This is a genomic window from Ruegeria sp. AP7, assembly GCF_056539905.1.
This window is the reverse complement of sequence record NZ_JBQFVT010000001.1, coordinates 576,399-603,265: the sequence shown is the minus strand read 5'-3', so window position 1 is coordinate 603,265 and position 26,867 is coordinate 576,399. Positions and strand designations below refer to the sequence as shown.

Below are 26,867 nucleotides of genomic sequence, written 5' to 3'. Positions count from 1 at the left end.
CCAAACGCCAGTGGGAGGGCAAGATGGCAATTCTGGAACGTAACGACACAGGCGCTATTGCGCGGCTCAAGATGAATGCGCCAGAGCGTTTGAATGCACTGAGTGACGAAATGCTCGCCGCGTTGCAGGCCGAGCTCGATGCACTGCGTGATGATAATTCGATTCGTGTCGTTGTTCTTTCAGGGGCAGGAAAAGCGTTTTGTGCCGGGCACGATCTGAAACAGATGACGCAAGGACGACAGGCCAGCGACCGAGGGCTTTCTTACTTTCAGGATCTGTTCGACTGCTGCGCAAAGATGATGCTGTCTATCCAGTCCCTGCCCCAGCCTGTTATTGCCCAGACGCACGGAATCGCTACGGCGGCAGGCTGTCAGTTGGTAGCAACCTGTGACATGGCAATTGCGGCCGAGGGTACACGGTTTGGCGTAAATGGCGTTAATATCGGCCTGTTTTGCTCGACACCGATGGTGGCACTCAGCCGGAATATTCCGCGTAAACAGGCGTTTGAGATGCTGACGACCGGTGATTTTATTTCAGCCGAGCGCGCAGCCGAGCTTGGTCTGGTCAATCGGGTTGTCCCTGAAAACCTGCTGGCGGAAGAAACTGATACGCTTGCAGAGAAGTTGGCGGCAAAGCTTAGCAGTGCGGTGAAAATCGGTAAAACAGCTTTTTATCAACAGGTTAACATGCCTGTTGACCAGGCCTACGCGTACACTGCCGAAGTAATGGCAAAGAATATGATGGACCGGAATACTGAGGAAGGCATAAGTGCATTTATAGAGAAACGTCCGCCCAATTGGCATCAGTGACGCTGTTATTTCATACATTTTTCAGCACTGTTCGCATTTTTTCACTTTTCAAAAGGGCGACACTGTGGCAATGCTGGGACAAGGCCAAGGCCTGAATATGCTTTTGGGTCGCCGTGGGCGGAAGGTCCCTCCAGCTGGTTTCTCTCACCGGCGCAGACATTCCCGCAGCGGCGACCCCAAAAACTTCTCCGTTTAAAGTTGCTGATATCTGTGCATTGCGTATGACGTTGCAGTGCCCTATTTGGCAGCGCATGACAGATAAGTTGCACATCGTGGGCGGCGGCATGGCCGGGTCCGAGGCCGCCTGGCAGGCGGCGGAACTGGGCGTGGATGTTGTGATCCACGAAATGCGACCTAATGTAGGCACCTTTGCCCACCAGACCGGCAATTTGGCCGAGATGGTATGTTCGAACTCGTTCCGCTCAGATGATGATGAACAGAACGCTGTCGGATTGCTGCATTGGGAAATGCGCGCAGCAAACGGGTTGATTATGACCACGGCTGATAGCCACCGCCTACCAGCAGGTGGTGCCCTGGCGGTTGACCGTGATCCTTTTGCTGAATCTGTGACCGCCAAGTTGAAGGCACATTCACACGTATCAGTCACTGACGAGGAGGTCATCAGCCTGCCCAGTGAGGGCCACTGGATATTCGCCACAGGCCCGCTGACCTCACCCGGTTTGAGTGAGGCCATACGGTCAGAGACGGGTGCCGAAGCACTAGCCTTTTTCGACGCCATAGCGCCTATCGTCTACGCCGACAGCATTGATATGAGCAAAGCATGGATGCAGTCGCGCTATGACAAGGGCGAGACCGAAGAAGAACGGACGGCCTATCTCAATTGTCCGATGGATCGTGAACAGTACGAAGCCTTCATTGATGCGCTGCTGGCGGCTGACAAGACCGAGTTCCACGAGGGCGAAACCGCTGGTTATTTCGACGGCTGCCTGCCGATCGAAGTAATGGCCGAGCGCGGCCGTGAAACCTTGCGTCACGGTCCGATGAAACCCGTTGGTCTGACCAATCCGCACCAACCGGATGTAAAGCCACACGCTGTTGTTCAATTGCGGCGTGACAATGCCTTGGGCACCTTATTCAACATCGTTGGTTTTCAGACCAAGATGAAATACGGCGCACAAACGGATGTTTTTCGTAAAATCCCAGGGCTGGAAAACGCCAGCTTTGCGCGGTTGGGTGGCATTCATCGTAATACCTTCATCAATTCCCCGACATTGCTAGATGCGCAGATGCGGCTGAAATCCCGGCCCAATATTCGATTTGCGGGCCAGATCACTGGGGTTGAAGGCTATGTTGAAAGTGCCGCGATGGGCTTGCTGGCTGGTCGTCTTGCTGCCGCCGAGATTTTGGGCAAGACCTTGCCCGAAGTGCCTCAAGACAGCGCGATGGGCGCGTTGATCCACCATATTACCGGCGGTGCTGAGGCCAAAACGTTCCAGCCCATGAACGTGAATTTCGGATTATTCCGCCCGGTCGATGGTCTGAAAGGTGGTCGTCGGGGCCGTAAAGATCGCTACAAGGCGTATACAGACCGGGCAAAAGCTGTCTGGAGAGACTGGTTAAACCAGTGTTGACTGGACGGCACGCCTACCCTGCGCCTAACATGTGAGGTATGAGCGACAAGTTTCTGAAAAACACATACAATCTGAACTCTGCCCAGGAAACGCAGGAACACTATCAGAATTGGGCGGCTTCGTATGATGATGAAGTCGATGAGCATGGCTACGTCACCCCGGATCGTGTTGCCGCAGCATTGTGGTCATTTATCTCAGATGCCGAGGTGCCGGTTTTGGACTATGGCTGTGGCACAGGGCTTTCAGGTGTTGCGCTGAGCAAGGCCGGTTTCCACGTGATCGACGGCATGGACCCATCGCCGAATATGCTGAAAGGGGCAGCGGCCAAGGGTGTCTATCGCAATCTGATAGGCTTTGACGTCACCAACCCCGAACCGATTGAGGCGGGTGCTTACTCTGCCATCACATCTATAGGGGTTATTGGAGCCGGCGCGGCTCCGCCTGAAACATTTGATCTTCTTATGAATGCGTTACCACGCGGTGGGTATCTGGCCTTTTCTTTCAATGACCATACCTTGGCCGATCACGCCTATACCGCGCGTCTCAACGATTGGCTGGACATGGGGCACGCACGGTTGTTATTTCGTGAATATGGCCCTCACCTCCCCGGAATGGACATGAAATCTAACGTCTACGTTGTTGAAAAAGCGTGAGATTCATAACGCGCTTTGCGCCTTCTCCGACAGGTCCATTGCATCTGGGCCATGCATATTCTGCACTTCTGGCCAATGATCAAGCGCAGGCTGCAGGTGGAGAATTCCACTTGCGGATCGAAGATATAGATCAGTCGCGTTCTCGCCTTCATTGGGAAAACCAAATCTATGACGATCTGCACTGGCTTGGCCTGACATGGCCTCTGCCGGTGATGCGCCAATCAGATCGAATCCAAAAATATCGACACGCGCTCGAAACCTTGATCGATCTGAAGTTGGTCTACCCTTGCCAATGTAAGCGTGCCGATATCGAGGCTGCGGCTGGGGCCCCACAGGAAGGAGCGCCCCAGTTTGGACCAGATGGGCGCATCTATCCGGGTACATGCCGTCAGCGGCTCCTGCTCGATGCGGGCCCCGAGGATGTTCTTCGCCTCAATATGGAAAAAGCGCTAGAGGCGTCAGAGCTTCGTACTTTTCGTGAAACCGGAGCGAAACATGCGGGAACACACTCACTTAGTGCCGATACGCTTCTCAACGCAGTCGGCGATATCATCCTCGTTCGGCGCAATATGGGCAGTTCTTATCATTTGTCCGTCGTCGTTGACGACGCAGATCAGGACATAACGCATGTGGTCCGAGGTGAAGATCTGTTCGACGCTACGCAGATACACGTCTTTCTACAGGGCTTGCTTGGGCTTCCAACGCCGGTATATCACCACCACCGTCTGATCCGAGACGAAGCTGGCAAACGGCTTGCAAAACGCGATGATGCGCGCGCGATTTCTCTCTATCGCGATCAAGGTTTTACACCGGCCGAAATCAGAACGATGGTCGGGCTTTAATCTTAGAATCAACCTGATCGCCAAACGCTTCATTCCATCGGTGACATAAGCTCGACTTCGGTGCCATCGCGAACCGCTGTATAGAAGCAACTCCGCCGATTTGTGTGACAGGCCGGACCGGATTGTTTCACTACGATCAGAAGGCAATCCCGGTCACAATCGACGCGAAAATCCACCAACTCCTGCACATGGCCCGAACTTTCGCCTTTGACCCAGAACGCCTGTCGCGATCGCGACCAATAGGTGACGCGCCCAGTATCCAGCGTGCGCTCGATGGACTGGGCGTTCATCCACGCCATCATAAGAACCTCACCGGTTTCTTCATCCTGCGCAATCGCAGGGATCAAACCAGCCTCGTTGAATTTCAGTGTCGACGGGTCGAACAAGACTGTGTCAGCCATCGCAAAAACCTTTTGCATCCCAGAATCTCGCCATTATGTATGGGGAATAGAAAACGAGGGAAAGCCATGAGCGGCGAAACCGATCTAATCAAGCTCTATTCCGGACGCATTCTGGCGCTGGCGGCGGATATTCCGCATCTGGACCGCTTGGAAAATCCCGATGCAACAGTGAAGAAACGTGCGCCTTTATGTGGCTCGACAGTAACTGTCGACGTCAAAGTCGAGGATGGGCGGATTACCAACTTCGGGCAGGATGTTAAGGCTTGTGCTTTGGGTCAGGCTTCGGCTTCGGTTGTCGGCAGCGCGGTGATCGGTACGACACGGGCTCAGGTCGAGACCGCGCGCGATCAGCTTTCGGCAATGCTGAAGAAAGACGGTCCGGCCCCCGACGCTCCATTTGACGGGCTCGAGGTTTTAATGCCCGCTCGGGACTATAAGAATCGGCATGCGTCGATCTTGTTGGCACTGGACGCAACTGCGGAAGCGATGGAGCAGGTAGAACAAGCCAATTGCGCCTGATCGTGGCCTTTCCAAACAAAGACGTATAGTGTGCCCCCAATTGATTTGGGGGTTAACGTGAACAATTTGCTGGAACATTTCGTGACGCTCTGGGTTGTGATCGACCCTATCGGCACGATCCCCGTCTTTATCGCCGTCACTGCGGGTATTGCCGCTGGGGCCCGTCGCAAGACCGCCCTATTGGCGGCATTGGTGAGCGCGGGAATACTAATGTTCTTTCTCATCTTCGGACAACTTGTAATCGAGGCATTGGACATCGGCCTGAACTCGTTTCAGGTTGCCGGTGGGATAATACTGTTCCTCTTCGCGTTGACCATGATTTTTGGCGAAAGCAAGCAAGAGATTGAACAACGTCAGGCAGAAGAGGACCTGGACGATAAAATGCACAAGACCAACCCGGCCATTTTCCCGCTCGCCGTTCCATCCCTCGCCTCCCCTGGCGCGATGCTCGCTATCGTTGTTTTGACCGACAACAACCGATACAGCGTCGCTGATCAAAGTATCACTGCATTGGTTATGCTAGCTGTGATCGCCATCGCGTTTGTGCTGATGCTATTGGCAGAACCGATCATCCGGTTAATCGGTCATTCAGGTGCAGCCATCATCAGCCGCGTAATGGGAATGATCCTGGCCTCAGTCGCGGTCAACTCTGTCCTGTCGGCGACGATTGAGATTATCAAAACTGGTCAGCTTTGAAAAAAGAACCGCCGCACCTTCCGGGCGGAAAGGGCGGCGGCAAGTCATGCGTTTCTCATGTAGGGTCCGGATTACCGCACGGGGCCGAGGCTGGCCCCTTCAAGGGAAATGGGACAGGCAGGTCACCCTTGATCAGGACGGGGAAACAAGCGCGGTATGATCGGCACGAGATCGCAGGCAGAAAGGCTTAGAACCCGCTTGGCAGGTGAAGGGCAACCACCAGCATCACAACCAGGGAAACCGCGCCTGCCGCATCCTGTAAGATCGTGGATTGCGAACGGGTAAAGGCAGTTTTGATCTGGCTCAGCATGGTCTCACCTCCGGTCAGGTTTAATCATTTGTTGACCTTTTGTTCTCATATTTTGACGAGTCGGTAAAGAACTTTTTAAGAACATTTGTGAACTTTATGGGATTTACAGTCTAACCCACTGATATCAAACGGATCGCCTCGTCCTGTTTCATGAGCCACAGAAGAACACGCGCCGCCTGGCCTCGGTCTGATGTCAACTTGGGATCTGAAGAGAGCAACGCGCGCGCATCTGATTGCGCCACTGCCATCAATCCTGCCTGGCGTTCGAGATCGGCAATCCGGAACTTGGGCAGGCCAGATTGCGCTGTACCGATCAAGTCACCCGCGCCGCGCATCTGCAAATCTGTCTCGGCAATGCGGAACCCGTCCTCGGTTTCACGCAGAACTTCCAGACGCTTGCGGCCACCTTCGCTAAGTGGCGGTTGATACATCAGCAAACAGGTCGAAGCATCCTCTCCGCGTCCAACCCGCCCCCGCAACTGGTGCAATTGCGCCAATCCGAAAATCTCTGCCCGTTCAATCACCATAATCGTGGCATTGGGAACATTGACCCCAACTTCAATCACCGTGGTCGCGACTAGAACCTTGGTTTGGCCAGTCTGAAACGCCGCCATTGCCGCATCTTTTTCGGTGGGTGGCATTTGGCCATGCACGAGGCCAACGACTTCCTCCCCCAAAATCGCACGCAGCCGCTTGAAACGCTCCTCGGCGGCGGTCAGGTCTGAGACTTCGGATTCATCGACCAGAGGACATACCCAATAGCATTGTTTGCCCGCATCAATCGCGCCGCGCAGGTGGGCCACAACCTCGTCCATTCGCTGTGTGCTGACGATCGCGGTCTTGATTGGCTTTCGGCCAGGTGGCTTTTCATCAAGAACCGAGACATCCATGTCACCATACTGCGCCAACGCCAAACTGCGCGGGATGGGCGTTGCGGTCATCACCAGAACATCCGCGCGCTGGCCTTTTTCGGACAATTCCATCCGTTGGCGGACACCAAAACGATGTTGTTCATCAACGATGGCCAGCCTTAGAGCTTTAAACTCGACATCGTCCTGAAATACCGCATGGGTGCCGACCAGTATTTGAATGTCACCTTGTTTCAGTGCGGCCAACTTCGCCCGACGTTCGGCCCCTTTGTCGCGCCCGGTCAGAATTTCCAGCACAACTCCGGCCTCTTCGGCTAAGGGTCGCAGTCCTTCAAGATGTTGTCGGGCAAGGATCTCGGTGGGTGCCATCATCACCCCCTGCCCGCCTGCTTCAACCGCGATCAAAAGCGCCATAAACGCCACAAGCGTCTTCCCCGCGCCGACATCGCCTTGCAGCAATCGATTCATGCGGGAACCCGAGGCCATATCCGCCGAAATCTCTTTGACCGCACGAGATTGAGCATCGGTTGGTCGATAGGGCAAGCTTGCAAGCACTTTGGATTGTAGCGCCCCTGTCCCGAGACTGATGATGCCACGCGCCTTACGCTCACGCTGTCGTGCCAGAGCCAAAGTCAGCTGATGGGCGAGCAATTCATCATAGGCCAGACGCTCCCTTGCAGGTGCAAAAGGGGCTACGTCATCCGCCCCATGCGGATGATGAGCAGCACGAATTGCGGCCGACCAATCGGGCCAGCTTTGCTGAGCCACCTGAGCTGGGTCTGCCCATTCAGCCAGAGCAGGCACCCGTTTAAGTGCGCTTTGCGCCGCCTTGTACGCCGTTTTCTGCGTAACGCCCTGGGTCAGATGATAAACTGGCTCAAACTCTGGTAATTCACCTGCGTTTTCTGGCGCGACCATGTGATCGGGGTGGACCATCTGGGCCATTCCATCAAACAGTTCCAGCTTTCCCGAAACCACGCGGCGCGCACCCTGCGGCAGCAGTTTCTTCAGATAATCCCCGCGCGCGTGAAAGAACACCAGTTGAAAATCCGCTTGGCTGTCCTCGACATGAATGCGGTATGCACCACCTTTGTTACGCGGGGGGCGGTGGGTTCCGATCGTGACCTCTACCGTCAAAGTGATCGGAAGATCGGCCCCTTGTATGCTATCGCGTCGGCGCCGGTCGATCACTGCATAAGGCAATGAAAACAAGACATCTCGCGGCGACTCGATGTCTAACTGGCCGAAAAGTTGCGCTGTTTTCGGTCCCACACCATCCAGCGTTTCAAGCCCCGCGAACAGCGGAAAGAGTTGCTCTGGCCTGCCGCTCATAGATCGCCGATCAGTTGAAGCCAGCCGTCTTCATCCAGGGTTTCTATACCCAGATCGGCCGCCTTCTTTGCCTTGGAACCCGCACCCGGACCCGCCACCAACAAATCGGTTTTTTGGCTGACCGAACCCGACACCTTGGCGCCCAACGCCTCGGCACGCGCCTTGGCCTCGGCGCGGGTCATCTTCTCAAGCGTTCCTGTAAAGACGACCGTTTTTCCTGCAACCGGGCTATCCGATGCAGGCGCATCCGGCGGAACAATGGTTAAGTGACTGCGTAGTTCATCAAACGCCTTGCGTTCGTCCGGGTTGGCAAAGGCGTCAGATAGCGACAGCCCCAGCGTGGTTCCAATGCCATCAATTCCAATCATATCCGTCCAAGCGCTGGCAGCGTCCGCTGGTACATTTAGCTTAGCAACTGTAGCATCCCGCGCCTCTTTGACTCTGGCGCGCCGACCTTCTTCTATAGCTGCGATCCTTTCTGCATCTTCCGCTTCGTCAGCGGCACGCTGCGCAAGTGCTGCGGGTCGCGCCGTATCGATTGACGCGGTCATTTGATCCCACTCCCGATAGAATAGGGCCAAATCCCGGGCGCCGACTTCGCCCACATGGCGAATTCCGAGCGCAAACAACAATCGAGCGAAGGGAATGGTTCGTTTGTCATCAATCGCGGCGAACAGATTGCTGGCCGAGGTCTCTCCCCAACCGTCACGGTTTTTCAAACGGGCAAGATTTTCAGCGTCCCGTTCTTTCAAGGTGAAGATATCGGCAGGTGTGTTGATAGGCAGAACGGGGTCGTTGTGGAACATCTCGATCTGTTTGGCACCGAGCCCTTCGATGTCGAAGGCTTTGCGCGACACGAAATGTTTAAGTTTCTCCACCGCCTGCGCGGGGCAAATTAAACCCCCGGTGCATCGGCGTACTGCATCACCTTCTTCGCGGATCGCCTCACTGTCACATTCCGGGCATGTTGTTGGAAAGGAATAAGGTTTCGCATCATCCGGTCGTTTCGACAGATCAACATCCGAAATCTTTGGGATCACATCCCCTGCCCGATAAACCTGCACCCAATCGCCGATGCGTATGTCTTTGCCATCGCGGATAACCCCGCCTTTGGCGTCCCGCCCCGCGATATAGTCCTCATTGTGCAGCGTCGCGTTCGACACAACGACCCCACCGACAGTCACAGGATGCAAACGTGCAACCGGGCTAAGCGCTCCGGTCCGACCCACCTGAATGTCGATCGCTTCAAGCCGGGTCCAGGCCAGTTCGGCCGGAAATTTATGCGCGATCGCCCAGCGGGGCGTTGTCGAGCGGAATCCCAACCGGGATTGCAGACTCAGATCATCAACTTTGTAGACCACCCCGTCGATGTCATATCCCAAAATCGCGCGCTGTTCTTCGATCGCGCGGTAATGATCCAGCATCTGACCTGTCGTGGAACAGAGACGCGTGAGCGCGTTGACTTGGAAGCCCAATGCTTTGAGTCGTTCGATTGCCCCCATTTGCGTTTCAGCCAGAGGTTTCGACAGTTCGCCCCAGGCATAGGCAAAGAACTTTAGTGGACGTGATCGAGTTACTTCCGAGTCCAGTTGACGCAGGGAACCAGCCGCTGCGTTACGCGGATTTGCGAAAGTCTTTCCACCTGTTTCAATTTGCCGTGCGTTCAGCGCTTCGAAATCATGATGAGACATGTAAACCTCGCCGCGAACCTCGAATATATCTGGAGCACCTTCAATTCGAGGCGGAATATCCGACACAGTGCGCGCATTGGCGGTCACGTTTTCCCCGGTCTCACCATCCCCTCGGGTCGCCGCCTGAATCAGCTCGCCGTGCTCATATCTTAAGGATAACGAGAGGCCATCGATCTTTGGCTCGGCTGTATATTCAAGTGGTGCGTCTTCCCCTAACCCGAGATACTTGCGGATTGAGCGGTCAAAATCGGCAACATCCTCCTCGTCAAAGGCATTGCCAAGTGACATCATCCGCACTGCATGCGTGACTTTGGAAAACCCATCTGAAACTTGTGCCCCTACTTGATCCGAAGGGCTGTCTGCACGTTTTAGTTCTGGAAAGTGCGCCTCAATATCGGCGTTGCGACGTTTGAGGGCATCATAATCGGCGTCTGATATTTCCGGAGCATCTTCAGTGTGATAAAGCTGGTTGGCCCTCTGCAACTCCTTGGCAAGCCGAGCCAGTTCTGCACGTGCTTCGTCTTCCGTCAATTCTGCGATTGCAGTGGTGTCGCTCATGGCCCCGCCCTGTCACGTCATATTAGAATCCAGTGATAGGACGAGGCCATGATCAGGTCCAGTGTTGTGCTGAGACGCGAGTGAAATTACCGTCCTGGACTATCGACGGTAGCAGTCAGATCAAATCAGGCGCCAACGGCAAGGCGGGGTTCACCCATATTGCTGGATTGTGGATCGCGCAGAACATAACCGCGACCCCAGACTGTTTCGATGTAATTCTCACCACCAGTGGCATTGCTGAGCTTCTTACGTAACTTGCAGATGAACACATCGATAATTTTCAATTCTGGCTCATCCATGCCGCCGTAGAGATGATTCAGGAACATCTCTTTGGTCAGAGTTGTACCTTTGCGCAGGCTTAGAAGCTCAAGCATCTGATATTCTTTGCCCGTCAGGTGCACGGTCTTTCCTTCGACCTCGACGGTCTTGGCATCCAGATTGACGGCCACCTGCCCTGTGTGGATCACGGACTGGGAATGCCCCTTGGAACGCCGGATGATCGCATGAATACGCGCCACCAGCTCTTCGCGATGGAAGGGTTTGGTCAGGTAATCGTCTGCACCAAACCCGAAGCCTTTGATCTTGCTTTCGGTGTCGTCCGCGCCCGACAGAATCAGGATCGGTGTTTCCACGCGTGCGATCCGCAATTGGCGCAGCACTTCGTGGCCGTTCATATCAGGCAAATTCAGGTCAAGCAGAATGAGGTCATAATCATACAGCTTGGCCAGATCGATTCCTTCTTCGCCAAGGTCCGTCGCATATACGTTGAGATTTGCGTGCGTCAGCATCAATTCAATGCTCTTGGACGTGGTTGGATCATCCTCGACAAGAAGTATGCGCATTTTTCACTGCTCCAATTAGGTCAAATTCTTCAACTGATCTGAGCCTGAACAAAAATGGTTAATCTGACTTTAACGTTGAATTATTTATTCATCTTCTCCTTTAGGTTGTCGATATTTTTTTAATGCAGTCACCTTCAGCGCATCGATTCCGTGCTCTGCGACGGCTGACACCTAGGAATTGAATTCCTCATCGCTGATGCCGTAGCGTTTCTTTGCATCAGACAGGGAAATCAGCCCGTAAAGCACTCCCGGCACGACAATTACTTTGCGCGAAGCTACCCATCGCCGCGTGTCTGCCGGGGTAGATCGGCGCGTGTTAGCACGCTTCCATCCGGCAAGGTGACCGATCTTGGACCTTCCACTTTGTGCAAATACATCTGTTCCACCTTCTTCTGCTGCGACAAAGCTGCATCCAATCTACTTAAAACGGTGTGAAACCGCCCCTTGAGAGTGTGTAGAATTTTCCTATATTCTGCCGGTCTTTCTTAACCCGGACTGGAACCGCCAATGGCCCTCGATACCGAGACCCCGCTAAACTCGCTCGGCTTTGCCAAACCGCCCTCGGAAACGCGGGTGGTTGTGGCTATGTCTGGCGGCGTGGACAGCTCTGTTGTCGCGGCCTATCTGGCTGATCAGGGCTATGACGTTGTAGGGGTTACGCTGCAGCTTTACGACCACGGCGCGGCGCTTGCCAAGAAAGGCGCGTGTTGTGCTGGGATCGATATCCACGACGCGCGCCGCGTGGCCGAAGAGCGCGGCTTCCCTCATTATGTTCTGGATTATGAGAACATCTTTAAAGACGCGGTAATCGACGAATTCGCTGACAGCTATCTGGCAGGAGCGACTCCGGTGCCTTGTATCCGCTGCAATGAGCGGGTGAAGTTCAAGGACCTGTTGGAAACCGCCAAGGACCTAGAGGCCGACTGTATGGCCACCGGTCATTATATCCAGCGCAAGATGGGAACCAATGGGGCCGAGTTGCATAGTGCTGAGGATGCCAACCGCGACCAGTCTTATTTCCTTTTCTCGACAACGCCCGAGCAGTTGGATTTCCTGCGCTTTCCTTTGGGGCACCTGCCCTCCAAGGACGCCACGCGCGAGATGGCGGCGCAATACGGGTTGGCGGTTGCGGACAAACCTGACAGCCAGGACATCTGCTTTGTACCGAACGGCAACTACGCCAGCGTAATCGAAAAGTTGCGCCCAGGTGCTGCAGAGCCGGGTGAAATCGTACATGCCGATGGCCGTGTTCTGGCACAGCATGATGGAGTGATTCACTATACAATCGGTCAGCGCCGGGGGCTTGGTATCGGTGGCCTGAGTGAGCCGTTGTATGTGGTCAAGCTGGATGTGGACAAGAAACAGGTTGTTGTTGGCCCCAAAGAGATGTTGGCCACCCGAACCGTTCCGGTGCGTGAAATCAATTGGCTTGGGGATGAACCCTTCACTTCGCAAGACGAATGGCATGTGTCGGTCAAGGTCCGCTCGACCCGCCCGCCGCGCGAGGCGATCATTCGGCCTCTGTCCGACACGACGGCCGAGGTTGAGCTGTTTACGCCCGAAGAAGGTATCTCTCCGGGTCAGGCTTGTGTGTTTTACGAAACTGGTGGAAGCCGCATCTTTGGCGGCGGCTGGATCTGGCGCGGTTATTAAATCGCGTCGGTCCAGGAATTGCTGAGGATATAGATACCGGCACATATCATTACGTAAGGAACCAGTTTCTCAAGTCGCCGCGCAAACCCGCCGGTCATGATCGGAGATCGCGCGCCTAGCAGACCAAGCATGGTTAGCGTCAGGGCCGCAGCAACCGCACCTGTAACGCCTGCAATACGGTAGCTTGGGGCCGAGTCTGCCAAAAGCGGTGCGAGCACAGCGAACGTATCCATCGACAGGCTTATGAACAGCAACATCGTTACAACGGTTGAGGCACCTGAGGATACTTGCGGAGCCTCCTCGGTCTCTGATCCCCGAAACTGCCGGATAACCCCAATCACGCCGAGGCCAAGCGGGATCACACCCAGATAGCCAGCCCAATGTGGCACCACGTCATCGACACCCAAAGCCAGCAACAAGGCGGCGGCAATGATCAATATCTGCGCAAGCAGGAACCCCGCAACGGTCCGTCGCGGACCGGAAACCATCATCAGCGCAACAAGCGCTGCGAGGTTGTCGAGGTTGGTCAGAACCTGTGCCATGTAGGCAGAGGCGGCAAAAATCACGTGATCCAGCATCACGTGTTCATTCTGTCCAAAACGGCTTTTGCCGCGCGCAGACCCGGCGCCTCTCCATCCCGCCCAAGACGCTCCATCGTCATCGCCATAGCCTCATGTTGGGCGTCCGGCGTAGCTGCAACCTTTTCCAGCGCAGCAGCGATCTTTAGCGGCTGGCAGTCGTCCAACAGACATTCAGGTACAGCACGTGTGTCCGAGACCAGATTGACAAGCGTCACCGTATCGAGCTTGACCATGCGCTTCGCGATCAATGTGGTCAGCCAATTCAGATTATAAGCGATCACCATCGGCGTTGACTGTGCAGCCAGTTCCAGTGACACGGTGCCCGATGCCGCCAATGCCAGATCGGCTGACGCGAAGGCCGCCCTCTTCTGAGCCTGTGCCTCGTCCGACGGCAACTTTCGTGGATCGACAACAATCGGATTGCCCGGCCAATCCCGAACTTGTTCGGCGACCACATTAACCATATGCGCAACAGTTGGAACAACGACACGGTTATCGGGTCGATCGGTGAGGAATTCTTGAAGAGCAGCGCCAAATATCGGGGCCAATCGTTCGACCTCTCCCCGCCGAGAGCCGGGTAATGCGAGCACAATTGGAGCGTCGCCCAAGTCATGATCCGCACGGAATTTCTTGATATCTTGTTCAGACGCAATCGGCTCGTTGACGACGGGGTGACCGACAAAATCACACTCCATCCCTGCCCGCTCCATATATGGCGGCTCAAACGGCAGCAGCGCCAGAACATGGTCGATCACCTTCGCCATTTTATCGGCGCGCCCGGGCCTCCAGGCCCAAACGCTGGGTGCAACGTAGTGGACGGTTCGAATACTGCTGGACGCCTTCACCAGTTTAGCGACCCGCAGCGAGAAATCCGGACTGTCGATGGTTATCAACACATCCGGTTGCGTGTCCAGAACCGCTTGAGCGGTCTCGGCGATCCGGCGCTTCAAGTGAAAGAACTTGGGCAGAACCTCGACCAATCCCATGACGCTGAGTTCGGACATGGGAAAGCGGCTATTCAGTCCCTGCGCCTGCATCAGTGGACCACCGACCCCATCAAACCGCACCTCTGGCGAAAGGGTTTTAAGTCCCTCCATCAAAGCGGCGCCCAATCGGTCGCCCGACGGTTCACCGGCGACCAGGAATACGCGCATCAGACGGTGCGCTCGCGAACGTAGAGAAATAGACCGAGGCGATTGCACTCTTCAATCACTCGGTCCCGTTGCAGGACAATGACACCGCCCTCTTCGATGACAATACCTGACAAGCCTGCCGCAACCGCGCCCGATACGGTGTCGGGTCCGATAGCGGGCATATCCGCACGCCGGTCCTGATCGGGTTTGGGGCCTTTGTACAGAATACCCCCACCCGCGTCAGGGCGTTGGGTCAGCGACTGCAACATCCAAGCAGTGCCATAGATGCCCTCAATTGCTAGCGCCTGCCCTTTCAGCACTACACAAGCCTGACCGACATCTGCAGCCCCCATGCTGCGCAGGATACCTGCCGCACGGTCAGCATCTGCGTGATCAGTATCCGAGGGTTGTGCCTCAGTCAGCGCGCCGAGCGGCGGTAGCAAATCCGAAGCGATCTCGTGCGCGGCACGGACCGTTAAATCAGAATCTTCAAAAATCCCGATAACCGCGCGCAGGGCACCGTCATCACCGGCCATAATGGCCTTTTGTAAGATCGGGACCAATGGCATCGTCGCAGCATCAATGCGCGCAGGATTTACGGTGGGCCGGCGCACAGCCCCGGCCATGCAAATCTCGGTCACGCCGCGCGCTTTCAGATCGGCGATAAAGCTGCCCAATTCCTCAAGCGGAAAGACCACGTCAACATTCAGCCTTTCAGGCTCAAACCCTTCCAGCGCGCAAATCAAAGGTCGGTTCGGCAAACATGCAACCACCTCGTCCGGTAATGCCCCAGTTCCCGCGATCAGCGCCAACATGTCTTATTTCCTCGGCGTCAGAAAGGAACGGTCCGTTTGCCCCGTCACAAACTCGACAATCTGGCGCACATATTCGTTGTCGGCTTCCTCGCCCAAGCGATTGGCGCGATCCATGAACGTACCATCACCTTCCGACAACTCTTTGAATGCCGCGCGCAGCGCCGATATATCCTCGCGCGTGACACCGCGCCGTTTCAACCCAACCAGATTCAATCCATCAAGCTCACCGCGTGGTGCCTGAACCAGACCATATGGAATCACATCGTTCGGAACCATAGTCAGCGCACCGATGATGGCCCCGCGACCAACGCGCACGAACTGATGCAGACCCGAGATACCGCCAACGATGACGTCATCCTCGATTATACAATGACCTGCTGCGCCTGCGTGGTTCACCAAAATGACCCGGTTACCGATCTGCACATCATGCGCAACGTGGACGCCAGCCATCAGCAGGCAGTCATCGCCAACCCGCGTGACGCCACCGCCGCCATCCGTGCCGGTGTTGATGGTGACGTGCTCGCGAATGCGATTGCGTTCACCGATTTCAAGCCGTGTATTTTCGCCGCCAAACTTTTTGTCTTGTGGGATTTCGCCGACAACGGCAAAGCTGAAGATCACTGTGTCGTCACCAATTGAAGTATCGCCGGTGACTACCACATGGGACTTGAGCTCAACCCGATCGCCTAGACGGACGGACGGCCCGATATGGCAGAACGGACCAATCGTACAGCCCTGCCCGATCTGCGCACCGTCTTCGATAATGGCGCTGGGATGAATGCCGCTCATGTTGTCTTTTCCATGTCCCAGTCGACATAGGCCGAAAATTCGGCTTCGGCAGCGACCTCACCTTCAACAGTCGCGCGACCACTGAACTTGAAGATCTTGCCGCCTTTCTTGCCACGCACAGTTTCAACATGCATCTCAAGCACGTCACCGGGCACGACTTTGCGGCGGAATTTGCATTTGTCGATGTTCATGAAATAGATCAGCAATTCACTGTCGATCACGTCCATGCCAACACCCAGCATGACACCTGCAGTCTGCGCCATCGCTTCGACAATGGTCACACCGGGCATGATCGGCGTGCCGGGAAAATGACCCTGAAAATGCGGCTCGTTCATAGTGACATTCTTGATGCCAACTGCAGATTGATAGCCGTCAATATCCACGACCTTGTCGACCAGCAAAAACGGATAGCGATGCGGCAATATACGCTGAATCAGCTGAATGTCGGCGCTCTGGGTTTCCGTGGTCATGGTGCGGATGTCCTGTTTTGGATGTCTCTTTCAAGCGTGGTTAGCAATACGCGTACTTAAGGGCAAGCCAGCCTATTCGTCATTAGCGTCTTCAAGTGCAGACCCGTCGCCAATTGCCGCGTCAATCCGGGCAATTGCGGTATCGGTAATATCTGACGCATCCGAGCTGAGAACAACATTTGAACGCTCGATGACAATCGACGCCCCATATTCGCGTAGAAGTTCGATCAATACAGGTTGAGCCATCTCAAAGAACTGATTGCGTGCCTCTTCTCCGTGCCGTGCCAAAGCATCCAGTTTGGCGCGTTGGCCATCCCGATGCGACTGGACTTTCTGATCAAACGCCTCGGCCAAAGGTCGAAATTCACTGGCGGACATTTCAGAGCGCTTGTCCGTCAGGTCTTTCTCTTCTTTGCTGAGCTGTGCCACGATCAACTCATTTTCATCCGACAGCAGAGCGCTCTCAGCTTCTATCTCGCGAAATATGCGCTGACCGAAACGAGAATCAGCAAACAGCCGTTCACTTGAAATGGTAAGTACGTCAGATTGCGGAACGCCCAATTGTTGCGCCAACAATGGACTTGGCGCCATCAGGGCCGCCCAAACACACAGGGCCCTTAGCGGGCCCTGCAGAATGTTCATGACTTTGGTCAACATCTGAGTTCAGAACTGTGCCTGAATGGTCAGGTCAAAGCTCTGTTCCTTGTCGAACTCTTCTTTCTTCAGCGCTTGTGAAAAGTTGAAGCGCAGAGGACCAAATGGCGTTGTCCACAGAACCGAGACACCTACCACATGGCGAATGGATCCGCTGGCTCCGACGATATCGGCACCCGACGTATCCACGTTGTTGATGTTGTACAGGTTGCCTACGTCGTAGAACAGACCACCTCGCAATCCAAGTTCTTCTGGCAAGCCCAAGGGGAAATCAGACTCGAACCGGGCAACCCAATAATAGTTACCACCGATTGCATCGTCCTGACCGTTGGAAAGGTCGCGCGGCCCAAGACCGGCAGGTTCGAAACCACGGAAGGTGTTCGGGCCAAGCACAAATCGATCAATCGTCCGGCTAAAATCATCCCCGGTCCAGTTGAGCGCGCCAAGTTCCAGAGATGCCCGAAGCACGACCTCCTCGTTGAGCACGCGCTTCTGAGCGATCGCGCGGGCTGTGGTTTTGATATACTCGTTGTCGCCGCCCAATCCAGCTGCATCCACGCCAAGCTCAAACAAGACGCCTGCATTGGGATTCAAGCCACCCAATCGACTGTCGTAGACATAAGAAACACCAATCGAACTGCTGGTTCTTTTGCCCTGAGCAATTTCAGAAGCGATGACCGCCCCATTGGTCTCATTGCTCTGCTGGGTCATTTCGCTTTGGTTCCAGCCGTAACGCAAGCGCAGCGCTGAAAGTTCGCCGATGGCATAGCTGACCTGAGGATTAAAGAAGACGGTTTTGGTGTCGTAGCTCGCAAAGCTTGAGTTGGTGCTTGCGAGACCCACTCCAAGATCAAAGCGTAATTTCCGCCCCAACAGATAAGGTTCGGTAAAGTTAATTGTATACTGCTCAGAATCTTGAGCCGTCGATAGCGTGATCCCAAGATTCTGGCCACGGCCAAGGAAATTGGATTCGTTCAGGCCAATGGCGATCCCGAAACCGTCCGAGACCGAGTAGCTACCACCCAGGCTAAGCGATCCGGTTGGTTGTTCTTCAACATCGACATCAACGATGACCTGACTTGGAGATGTACCTTCGCGGGTTTCAACATCAGCGGCTGAGAAGAAGCCCAGCGCACGAATACGTTCGGCGCTCTGACGGATTTCCCGGGGATTGAAGGGGTCACCTTCCACGGTATCGAATTGCCTCCGGATCACACGGTCAAGTGTTGTGGTATTGCCTTCGATGTCGATGCGTTCGACAAAAATACGCGGGCCGCGGGTTAGGACAAACTGAACATCCAGCGTCAGATCACGCGGGTTGCGCGTCACCCGAGGTTCAACCCTCAAGAAATCGACGCCCTGTTTCAGGCCCAGACGCTCAAGTCGAGCAATCGAGTTTTCAATCAAAGTCGGCGAGTAGATAACACCAGGCTTGACCTTTAGTGCTGCCTGATAGGGTGCCGGATCGACGCCAGGAATTTCACTTACAGTTGAAATCTGACCAAAGGCGAATCTCTGACCTTCGGTGATATTCATAACCAGGAAAAACGCATCCCGTTCACGCGTGAATTCCACATTGGCACTGTTTACTCGGAAATCGATATAACCGCGCGAAAGGTAGAAATCGCGGATGACCTGCTTATCGAATTCGATACGATCAGCAATAAACGTGTCGCCCCGCAGGAAAGTCCGCAGAATATTTGCCTGTTTGGTCTCGAGCACACGACGCAGGCGGCGGTCCGAGTAAGCACGGTTGCCAACAAAGCTGACGCGCTCAACTTCGATGGTGGTGCCTTCGGCCACCTCAAAAACCAAATCCACACGATTGTCATTTCGGCGGATGATGCGTGGAATCACCGTTGCCGACACCCGGCCCTGCGCAGAATAGATCTCGGCGATCAAATCTGCGTCGGCTTCTGCCAATTGCGGGGTAAAGACGCGGCGGGTCTGGGATGAGATCGCCTCGAGCAGTACGTCATCCTTAACGCGACGGTTCCCCTCAATGCTGATCTGATTAATCGTCGGGTACTCTTCAACCGCAATAACCAGTGTGTTTCCGCGAGGAGTCAGTTCGACTGTTTCAAAAACACCACTGTCAAGCAAACGCTGAAAAGCATCATTTATCTGTCCGGCACTGACAGTTTGCCCCGGCTCGATTCCCGTTCGTGCGATGATTGTCGAGGTTTCGATCCGTCGATTGCCTTCAACCTCGAAGCGGTTAATCGTGTAAGATTGCGCCTGAGCAGGATCCGGTAACACCAGCAAACCCGGTGTAGCAAATAGAAAAAAGAGCGTTAGTGCCTGCCACAAAATGTTGGTCTTCTGCCCTCGAGCGCCGCAGAATGTGCTCGTGCCCCTGCAATCAGTCATTTTTATCACTACCCAGAAATCTCAGCCTGTAGTTGCTGAGTAGCCGGATTGAGAAGCCATGTCAAAAGAGCAAACACAAAAAAACGGCCCGGTGGGCCGTTGCATTTTCATAGCCTTGGTCTGAAGAATCACAAACCGACGAGATATCCGCCTACAGCCAATGCCAAGGCGGTTACGCCAAAGCTAAGTAATACATCCCAGTTCAACTGAAAAAGGACGCTGACGCTTTTGTAAGATCTCTGCAACGCTTCGGTCATCGCTCTCTAGCCCGCTCATCGAATTACACTAATGAAGATAAGCTTCAATTGCGGCAATATTGCGTCCAAACGGTGCCTGTCACGCCTTATTCAGCAGAACAGGTCATTGCTGACAGAGAAGATCATCAACGAAAGGATCAGCGTTATCCCAATCCCCATCAAAATCCGCAGGGCATTGTCACTGGGTGGTTTGCCCGAGACAGCTTCGTAGGCGTAAAACAACAAGTGTCCGCCATCAAGCGCTGGGATCGGGAACAAGTTCAGCAGCCCAACCGCCGTAGAAAGTACCGCGATAAAGAAGATGAAATTCTGTGCACCTTGACTGGCCATCGCGCCAGAGGTTTCCGCAATCCCGATCGGGCCGGAAATATTGCACGTGCTGATCGCCCCCGTGATCATGTGCCACATACCTGACAATGACCCTTCGATAATGCGTCCGGTCTGAGCAAAACCGGTTTTTACGGAATCCCAGATGCCGGCGGGAACAGTCTGAGGTTCAAACATCATTCCCCGAACGATCCCGATCCGCCAGTGGGTCACAAAACCTCCATCTGCTTTCGGCTCGTCGGTACGTCTGGGGGCCAGCGCAAATTCAAGCTCGGTTCCATTGCGCCAAACGTCCAGAAGCAACACGCGCCCGTCCGAGCTTTCGACACGTTCTTTCAATTGTTCGAAATTGAAAATCGGGTCGCCATCGATCGCTGTAATTACGTCGCCCTGCTGCAATTGTATGTCCATTGCAGCGCTGCGTGGTGTAACCTGCTGGATCAACGCTGGAAACAGCCACGGGGCAGAAACATCGATGGTCTCACCGTCCCGGATTACAGTATAGTCCAGTTCAGGCTGTACGGGCAGAGCATCAACGAAATCCGACCAACTGCCTGCATTATCAAAATCCGGTGTCGGCACGCCTGCAATCGCAACAATTTCGTCCCCTTCAAGCAACCCCTGCTCGACTCCGGGGAGCGGCTGCAAGGAACCGACTGTCAAAGGTTCTCGTGATACGCCTTGCGACCAGTACACAAATCCAAAAACCAGGATCGACATCGCGAAGTTGAATATAGGCCCAGCCGCCACAGTGGCGGTACGTGCCCACAGCGGTGCCCCATGCATCGTTCGACGCAATTCTTCCGGGCTCTGCTCGACTATTTCGTTCATCGCATCCGTATCTTTGCCAGACGCAGCGTTGGCATCCCCCAAAAACTTGACGTATCCGCCAAATGGAAGCAACGCGACCTGCCACCGTGTGCCGCGCTTATCTACTCGGCTCCACAGAACCGGACCGAAGCCGATCGAAAAAACTTCGGCATGAATGCCCGACCAGCGCCCGACAATATAATGACCGTACTCATGCACAGCGACAATCACTGAAAGCGCAATAACAAAGGCAACTATCGTATAGAGAAGATTGCCGAATTGCGGGATCAAAGAGAGTATGTCCAAAGGTATTATCCTGCTCGTTCCAATACGGTTTCATCGACCCACTGACGTGCGAGATGGTCCGTTTGCTGTACATTATCAAGAGTCAACTGAGCATCAATAAGGCCATCTGTCGCCTCAAATCGCTCCAAAACCGACGAAACTGCGTCAGCCATATCCAGAAACCGAATTCTACGGGCGATAAAGTGGTCCAGCGCGCGCTCTTTTGCGGCATTGAAGATCGCACCCGACAATCCGCCGCGTTGCATCACTTCGCGTGCGAGACGCAACGCAGGATACCGGGCTTCATCTGGAGCGCTGAAGCTCAATTGCCCCAATTGAGCCAGATCAAGCCTTGCGACAGGTAGATCAAGCCGCTCGGGCCAGTGCAATGCGTATCCGATGGCATGGCGCATATCGGGTGCACCCATGTGTGCCATCACGGCACCATCCCGATACCCAACCATCGCGTGAACAATAGATTCGGGGTGCACCAGAACTTCTATTTCAGAGGGCTGAATGCCGAAGTATTCTTTTGTTTCTATGACTTCCAGTGCTTTGTTGAACATAGAAGCACTGTCGATTGTAATTCGCTGCCCCATGTTCCAATTCGGATGGCTTGACGCTTGTTCGACAGTTGCGTTCGCCAGATCACTCAGCGGCCAATCCCGAAATGCGCCACCGCTTGCCGTGATAATAATCCGCTCGACGCTTGTCATGTCTTCGCCAACAAGGGCCTGAAAGACTGCCGAATGTTCACTATCGACAGGAAGTAGCCTTGCGCCGTAGTTCTGCGCAGTCTCCAGAACCAAAGGTCCTGCACATACCAGCGTTTCCTTGTTCGCCAGCGCAAGCGTCGCGCCTTGCTTAAGGGCTTCGATCCCCGGAGCAAGTCCTGCAGCGCCGACAATCGCTGACATAACCCAATCTGCAGGGCGCGCACCTGCCTCGATCAAAGCCGCCTGCCCAGCAGCCGTTTGAACACCGCTTCCGGCTAAGGCTGAACGCAGGTCATCCAACCTGTCATCAAACGCGGTGACAGCAACTTCTGCGCCCAGACGGACCGCATCTTGCGCCAATTTCGAAATATTGCCTCCACCGGTCAGCGCGACGACATCATAGGCATTCGGATTCCTCGAAATCAGATCAAGCGTGTTCTGCCCGATCGATCCCGTCGCGCCGAATATCGATACCTTTCGCATCACATGCCTCCGGGTGCATAAAGCAACCCTGCCAACAGGACAAAGACCGAGGCCCCCATCATCCCGTCGAACCGGTCCAGAAAGCCACCATGACCAGGTAACAAGTTCGAACTGTCCTTAACTCCAAACCTGCGTTTTGTTGAGCTTTCGACGATATCGCCGATCTGGCTCGCCATAGAGGCGAGAACCGATACAACTACGAAAGCCAAACCAAAACCCGCGTAGAACGCAAATAATGCACCAACTATTCCTGCGGCGACCCATCCCCCTATCGTTCCGGACCATGTTTTCTTGGGGCTGACCTTTGGCCAAAACTTGGGTCCACCAAGCGTTTTGCCCACAAAATACCCGGCAACATCCGTCGCTATGACAACAAGGATCAGCCACACCATCCATCCAAACCCCAAGCTTTCGCGTATCGAGATAAAGCCCAGCCCCGAAGTTGCTATCCAGATCGCAAAAAGCGCGTAGGTACCACGCGCGCACTTGATTTGACCCGCGCCAACCAAAGCAGGTGCCAACAAAAATGGAATTTTATACAGCGGCGGCAAATGGTAACTCAGAACAACGGCGACACCGGTCAATATCGCAAGCTGAATCGCGACACCTCGTTGCTGAGGGTCTACAATCCGCACCAGCTCCCACGTCATGAGCCCGCACGAAGTGGCAATAAATGCCTCGAACCAAAGTCCACCCAGCCACACCATGATGGCCGCTATGACGACCAACACGGACGCTGACAAAACCCGAGCGGTCAGATCAGACCATCGGCCATCACTCATGCCGGAACCGCCCCAAATCGCCGTTCACGCGATCCATAGTTCAGGCATAAACGTTCCAACTCGGCAGCAGTAAAGTCGGGCCACAATGTATCTATGAATTCATACTCTGAGTAGGCAGATTGCCAGAGCAAGAAATTCGAAATTCGGGCTTCACCACTGGTACGGATTACCAGATCAGGGTCCGGCAGAACCCGCGTGTCCAGATATTTGGGCAGAGTTTCTTCGTCCACATCTTCGGGACGCAAAACACCTTCGGCCACGTCACGCGCCAAACGCTTGGTTGCGCGAGCAACCTCATCTCGACCGCCATAGTTCAAGGCGACTGTCAGATGGACCAGATCATTATCCTGCGTTTCACGTTCAAGCGTATCCATCAGCTCGGTAAGTTTGGCATCCAAACGTACGCGGTCACCGATAAATCGCACCCGGATACCATTGTTCTTTAGCGTATTGGTTTCTTTGACAATATAGCGCCGGAACAGGCTCATGAGGCCTGCAACCTCCACCTGCGTACGCTTCCAGTTTTCTGTCGAAAACGCAAAGATCGTCAGATATTTGATCCCGAGCCCTGGGCAGGCCTCGACCACCTCACGAACACGCCGCGCGCCTGCGTGATGGCCAAACAACCGAGGCCGTCCCCGTGCCTGAGCCCATCGACCATTGCCGTCCATGATAATGGCCACATGGCGCGGACCGGTTTGCAAAGCGTTATCGGGATCCTTTAGCATAACCGAATCTCAGACCTGCATAATCTCGGCTTGCTTGGTCTCAAGTGCCTCATCGACGGATTTGATCATCGTGTCGGTCAGCTCCTGCACTTCTACCTCCCAGAATTTCTGATCATCCTCGGACATGCCATCGGCTTTGGCTTTCTTGATCTGGTCCATACCGTCGCGGCGCACGTTCCGGATCGAAACACGCGCGCTTTCGGCGTATTGGCCTGCAACCTTGCCCAATTCACGTCGGCGTTCCTCGTTCAACTCGGGAATCGGCAGCATGATGATCGTGCCATTTAGCTGTGGATTTATGCCAAGCCCGCTTTCACGAATTGCTTTTTCAACTTTGCCCACAAGACCTTTGTCCCAGACATTTACGGTGACCATTCGTGGTTCGGGGACGTTTACGGTGCCGACCTGATTGATTGGAGTCATCGAGCCATACGCGTCAACCATCACGGGCTCAAGCATCGAGGCCGACGCGCGCCCGGTCCGCAATGATGCGAATTCGGTTCTGAGGTTGGCCATTGCGCCGTCCATACGGCGTTTCAGATCATCGGTGTCGAGTACGAAATCATCAGACATGCTGCTCACTCCCCGTCTTCAGGTGATGTTTGGATGGGTCTTAAGCCATCACAATTGGGATGTATAGCAATCATGCGGATGAATTGTAGCAATGACCAGAACTGTTTCCGGCATTCCGGCCCCAATCGCGACCAAGGGACCGACCGAACACTGAATTCGGTCGGATTCTTCTTGGTACAATCAATATCAGGTGTTCACATCGACTACGACGCGACCTTTGACTTGTCCCTGCAGAATATCCGCGCCCAATTGCGGCAGATCAGACAGTGTTGCTGGGTGAATCATGGCCTCAAGCTTTTCCATGGGCAGATCGGTAGCGATACGCTGCCAAGCGCGAACGCGGTTGTCATAGGGCTGCATGACGCTGTCGATACCCAACAGATTCACGCCACGCAGTAGGAATGGGATGACAGTCGCAGGCAAACTCGCACCTCCGGCAAGTCCAACGGCCGCAACTGATGCCCCATATTTCATCTGACCCAATACGCGGGCGAGCATGGCGCCACCCACTGCGTCAACACACCCAGCCCAAGTTTCACTTTCCAACGGGCGCTTGGTGGTTTCGTTCAACTCGTCGCGCGGTACAATTGTGGTTGCACCCAAAGACTTTAGGTAGTCAGCGGTATCCGGGCGACCGGTTACTGCTGCGACCTCATATCCCAGATGAGCCAGAATGGCAGTGGCGACCGAACCTACGCCGCCTGCGGCACCCGTGACTAGCACCGGGCCATCGCCCGGCTGCATTCCATGATCTTCCAACGCCATGACGGCTAACATGGCCGTAAATCCTGCGGTGCCAACCGCCATCGCCTGTCGCGTATCCAAACCCTGCGGCAAAGGAACCAGCCAATCTGCACGGGCATTGGCTTTCTGAGAATACCCGCCCCAATGCGCCTCACCCACGCGCCAGCCCGTCAAAACGACTTTGTCACCGGGTTTATAGCGATCATCAGAGGATTGCTCGACGGTGCCCGCATAATCGATACCCGGGATATGCGGATAACTCCGCACCAAGCCGCCACCCTTTGGCGACATACACAGCCCGTCTTTGTAGTTAACCGTTGAATATTCGACAGCAACAGTCACTTCTCCATCCGGCAAATCATCCAGAGATATCTGTTTTACCGAGGCGCTTGCGAGGCCACTTTCTTCATCTTTTTCAACGACGAGTGAATTAAACATAACCTTACTCCTTTAGTAGCCCGTATGGGCATGTCCTCAGATACAGGGCTCAGCGCCAGAATTTCTCTTGTACGACGGCCCATCGCATACCGTGTTCAGTCATCAACTCGATCCGTGTGCCGGGTGCCCAATGCGACCGGTCCACCATCCCTATGGCGACGTTCACCTCGAACTCGGGCGAATATGCAGCAGAGGCCACTTGCCCCACCTGACGACCCTCAGCCATCAAAGGCCAGGATTCGGTGCACGGGCCGATCTCGCCCTCGATAGTCAGCGGACGGATTTGTCTGGGCGGCCCGTTTTCCGCGTGATCCGCCAAAGCGGCCTTACCGATGTAATCCAGCGGAGAATTGCAAAAGCGCTCAAGCCCGCATTCATAAGGAGTGTTCTCGCGTCGCATATCCGACCCAAAACTCAATAGGCCGCTTTCGATCCGTTCAATCCCGTTGGGACAACCCGCTCGTACATTCAGGTCGCGACCATTTGCGAACAACGTATCCCAAAGCGGCATTCCGTAATCCGCCCCTTCGACATAGATCTCGAACCCACCTTGTTTCGACCAGCCGGATCGGGCGATGACAAACGATGTATCTTCGAAGGGCAACCTCTTGTATCGGAAGAACTTTATGTCCCTGACATCTTCTCCAAATACCCGTGCCATCAGATCATCTGCCCTAGGGCCTTGAACGGCTAGCGGAGACACGTCTGGTTCGGAAACTTCGACATCCAGCTCCAGGGCAAGCACGATGCCCAGAGCAAATTGCCAAAGATCTCCATCAGCGACGGAAAGCCAGTAATGGTCATCTGCCAGTTTGATCGCCACCGGGTCATTCAGCATACCGCCATTTTGGTCAACGATCGGCACATAATAACACTGATCCGTCTGCATCTTGTCCATATCGCGCGGGCTGAGCATTTTCATCAGTCGCAGCGCGTCCGGGCCTTTGATCAGAACCTGTCTCTCACACGAGACATCCCACACCTGCACATGCTTTTTCAGATGCGCAGCATCAGCCTCGACACTTTCGAAGACTGTAGGCAGAAGCACATGATTATAGACAGTGTATCCCTTAACCCCTTCGGCTTCGACACCCGGAGTAAACGGGGTTTTGCGCACGCGTCGGTTCGGCGTAATGACTGCCATG

General features: G+C 54.7%; 26 protein-coding genes and 1 pseudogene. 7 read left to right on the top strand and 20 right to left on the bottom strand.

Translation table 11 applies throughout. The annotated features are described in order from the left end of the window. Positions 1–23 precede the first annotated feature (23 nt). The 4 genes from ACR0KN_RS02930 to gluQRS all read left to right on the top strand — a co-directional run bounded on the left by ACR0KN_RS02930 (position 24) and on the right by gluQRS (position 3,896). Positions 24–809, top strand: a complete 786-nt coding sequence (locus ACR0KN_RS02930; RefSeq protein WP_480651239.1) for an enoyl-CoA hydratase — start codon at positions 24–26, stop codon at positions 807–809. Positions 810–1,060: 251 nt separating this feature from the next. Beyond that, positions 1,061–2,401, top strand: coding sequence for a methylenetetrahydrofolate--tRNA-(uracil(54)-C(5))-methyltransferase (FADH(2)-oxidizing) TrmFO (gene trmFO, locus ACR0KN_RS02925; RefSeq protein WP_480651237.1), 1,341 nt, complete (start codon positions 1,061–1,063; stop codon positions 2,399–2,401). 38 nt (positions 2,402–2,439) lie between these two features. Further along, positions 2,440–3,054 carry a class I SAM-dependent DNA methyltransferase gene (locus tag ACR0KN_RS02920; RefSeq protein ID WP_010440009.1) on the top strand — a complete coding sequence of 205 codons (615 nt, stop codon included), beginning with the start codon at positions 2,440–2,442 and terminating at the stop codon, positions 3,052–3,054. After that, the gene (gene gluQRS, locus ACR0KN_RS02915; protein ID WP_480651235.1) at positions 3,051–3,896 is read left to right on the top strand and encodes a tRNA glutamyl-Q(34) synthetase GluQRS; all 846 of its coding nucleotides are present in this window, start codon (positions 3,051–3,053) and stop codon (positions 3,894–3,896) included. Before ACR0KN_RS02920 ends, gluQRS begins: the two co-directional genes overlap by 4 nt. 29 nt (positions 3,897–3,925) lie before the next feature. On the opposite strand, the gene hisI is transcribed toward gluQRS, so the two are convergent. Continuing rightward, a complete protein-coding gene (hisI, locus tag ACR0KN_RS02910; protein ID WP_480651233.1) occupies positions 3,926–4,315 on the bottom strand; it encodes a phosphoribosyl-AMP cyclohydrolase in 390 nt (129 codons plus the stop codon). A 48-nt stretch (positions 4,316–4,363) separates the two neighbouring features. Here hisI and ACR0KN_RS02905 point away from each other — a divergent pair, with 48 nt between their 5' ends. Further along, a complete protein-coding gene (locus tag ACR0KN_RS02905) occupies positions 4,364–4,816 on the top strand; it encodes an iron-sulfur cluster assembly scaffold protein (RefSeq protein ID WP_480651231.1) in 453 nt (150 codons plus the stop codon). A gap of 57 nt (positions 4,817–4,873) precedes the next feature. Further along, positions 4,874–5,512, top strand: coding sequence for a MarC family protein (locus tag ACR0KN_RS02900; RefSeq protein ID WP_170470084.1), 639 nt, complete (start codon positions 4,874–4,876; stop codon positions 5,510–5,512). Between the two features lie 187 nt (positions 5,513–5,699). Here the strand turns inward: ACR0KN_RS02900 and ACR0KN_RS02895 are convergent, their stop codons facing one another. From ACR0KN_RS02895 to sciP, 5 genes and pseudogenes are all read right to left on the bottom strand, one after another. Beyond that, entirely contained in the window at positions 5,700–5,822 is a 123-nt protein-coding gene (locus ACR0KN_RS02895; protein WP_010440002.1) for a hypothetical protein, read from the bottom strand. Between the two features lie 110 nt (positions 5,823–5,932). Further along, on the bottom strand, positions 5,933–8,023 hold the full coding sequence (recG, locus tag ACR0KN_RS02890) for an ATP-dependent DNA helicase RecG (protein WP_480651229.1): 2,091 nt from the start codon (positions 8,021–8,023) through the stop codon (positions 5,933–5,935). Then, entirely contained in the window at positions 8,020–10,272 is a 2,253-nt protein-coding gene (ligA, locus tag ACR0KN_RS02885; RefSeq protein ID WP_480651227.1) for an NAD-dependent DNA ligase LigA, read from the bottom strand. Before ligA ends, recG begins: the two co-directional genes overlap by 4 nt. 125 nt (positions 10,273–10,397) lie before the next feature. Further along, the gene (gene ctrA, locus ACR0KN_RS02880; protein ID WP_480651225.1) at positions 10,398–11,114 is read right to left on the bottom strand and encodes a response regulator transcription factor CtrA; all 717 of its coding nucleotides are present in this window, start codon (positions 11,112–11,114) and stop codon (positions 10,398–10,400) included. An 84-nt stretch (positions 11,115–11,198) separates the two neighbouring features. Beyond that, positions 11,199–11,491, bottom strand: a pseudogene (gene sciP / locus ACR0KN_RS02875) (CtrA inhibitor SciP). Positions 11,492–11,621: 130 nt separating this feature from the next. Here sciP and mnmA point away from each other — a divergent pair. Next, positions 11,622–12,767, top strand: a complete 1,146-nt coding sequence (mnmA, locus tag ACR0KN_RS02870; protein ID WP_480651223.1) for a tRNA 2-thiouridine(34) synthase MnmA — start codon at positions 11,622–11,624, stop codon at positions 12,765–12,767. Here the strand turns inward: mnmA and ACR0KN_RS02865 are convergent. From ACR0KN_RS02865 to ACR0KN_RS02800, 14 genes are all read right to left on the bottom strand, one after another. Next, positions 12,764–13,345 (bottom strand): cadmium resistance transporter, encoded by a 582-nt coding sequence (locus tag ACR0KN_RS02865; RefSeq protein WP_170470071.1) that lies wholly within the window; start codon positions 13,343–13,345, stop codon positions 12,764–12,766. The two genes, mnmA and ACR0KN_RS02865, sit on opposite strands and share 4 nt — an antisense overlap. Next, positions 13,345–14,502, bottom strand: a complete 1,158-nt coding sequence (lpxB, locus tag ACR0KN_RS02860) for a lipid-A-disaccharide synthase (RefSeq protein WP_480651221.1) — start codon at positions 14,500–14,502, stop codon at positions 13,345–13,347. Before lpxB ends, ACR0KN_RS02865 begins: the two co-directional genes overlap by 1 nt. Beyond that, entirely contained in the window at positions 14,502–15,296 is a 795-nt protein-coding gene (locus ACR0KN_RS02855; RefSeq protein ID WP_480651219.1) for an LpxI family protein, read from the bottom strand. The genes lpxB and ACR0KN_RS02855 overlap by 1 nt, the downstream gene beginning before the upstream one ends. 3 nt (positions 15,297–15,299) lie before the next feature. Beyond that, complete coding sequence (gene lpxA, locus ACR0KN_RS02850) at positions 15,300–16,085, bottom strand: acyl-ACP--UDP-N-acetylglucosamine O-acyltransferase (RefSeq protein ID WP_480651217.1); 786 nt, start codon at positions 16,083–16,085, stop codon at positions 15,300–15,302. Beyond that, positions 16,082–16,555, bottom strand: coding sequence for a 3-hydroxyacyl-ACP dehydratase FabZ (fabZ, locus tag ACR0KN_RS02845; RefSeq protein WP_010439978.1), 474 nt, complete (start codon positions 16,553–16,555; stop codon positions 16,082–16,084). Before fabZ ends, lpxA begins: the two co-directional genes overlap by 4 nt. 72 nt (positions 16,556–16,627) lie before the next feature. Beyond that, positions 16,628–17,212, bottom strand: a complete 585-nt coding sequence (locus ACR0KN_RS02840) for an OmpH/Skp family outer membrane protein (RefSeq protein ID WP_170539549.1) — start codon at positions 17,210–17,212, stop codon at positions 16,628–16,630. 6 nt (positions 17,213–17,218) lie between these two features. After that, positions 17,219–19,579, bottom strand: coding sequence for an outer membrane protein assembly factor BamA (gene bamA, locus ACR0KN_RS02835; RefSeq protein ID WP_260026011.1), 2,361 nt, complete (start codon positions 19,577–19,579; stop codon positions 17,219–17,221). 347 nt (positions 19,580–19,926) lie between these two features. Then, positions 19,927–21,279 carry an RIP metalloprotease RseP gene (gene rseP, locus ACR0KN_RS02830; protein ID WP_170770785.1) on the bottom strand — a complete coding sequence of 451 codons (1,353 nt, stop codon included), beginning with the start codon at positions 21,277–21,279 and terminating at the stop codon, positions 19,927–19,929. A gap of 5 nt (positions 21,280–21,284) precedes the next feature. Continuing rightward, complete coding sequence (gene dxr / locus ACR0KN_RS02825; protein ID WP_480651214.1) at positions 21,285–22,457, bottom strand: 1-deoxy-D-xylulose-5-phosphate reductoisomerase; 1,173 nt, start codon at positions 22,455–22,457, stop codon at positions 21,285–21,287. Further along, positions 22,457–23,239 (bottom strand): phosphatidate cytidylyltransferase, encoded by a 783-nt coding sequence (locus ACR0KN_RS02820; protein WP_480651212.1) that lies wholly within the window; start codon positions 23,237–23,239, stop codon positions 22,457–22,459. Before ACR0KN_RS02820 ends, dxr begins: the two co-directional genes overlap by 1 nt. Beyond that, positions 23,236–23,967: an isoprenyl transferase gene (locus tag ACR0KN_RS02815; RefSeq protein ID WP_480651210.1), complete on the bottom strand. Its 732-nt coding sequence runs from the start codon at positions 23,965–23,967 to the stop codon at positions 23,236–23,238. Before ACR0KN_RS02815 ends, ACR0KN_RS02820 begins: the two co-directional genes overlap by 4 nt. 9 nt (positions 23,968–23,976) lie before the next feature. Further along, positions 23,977–24,540 carry a ribosome recycling factor gene (frr, locus tag ACR0KN_RS02810; RefSeq protein WP_170470041.1) on the bottom strand — a complete coding sequence of 188 codons (564 nt, stop codon included), beginning with the start codon at positions 24,538–24,540 and terminating at the stop codon, positions 23,977–23,979. 186 nt (positions 24,541–24,726) lie between these two features. After that, on the bottom strand, positions 24,727–25,722 hold the full coding sequence (gene acuI, locus ACR0KN_RS02805; RefSeq protein WP_480651208.1) for an acryloyl-CoA reductase: 996 nt from the start codon (positions 25,720–25,722) through the stop codon (positions 24,727–24,729). Between the two features lie 49 nt (positions 25,723–25,771). Further along, positions 25,772–26,866, bottom strand: coding sequence for a dimethylsulfoniopropionate demethylase (locus ACR0KN_RS02800; RefSeq protein WP_480651206.1), 1,095 nt, complete (start codon positions 26,864–26,866; stop codon positions 25,772–25,774). Position 26,867 lies beyond the last annotated feature (1 nt).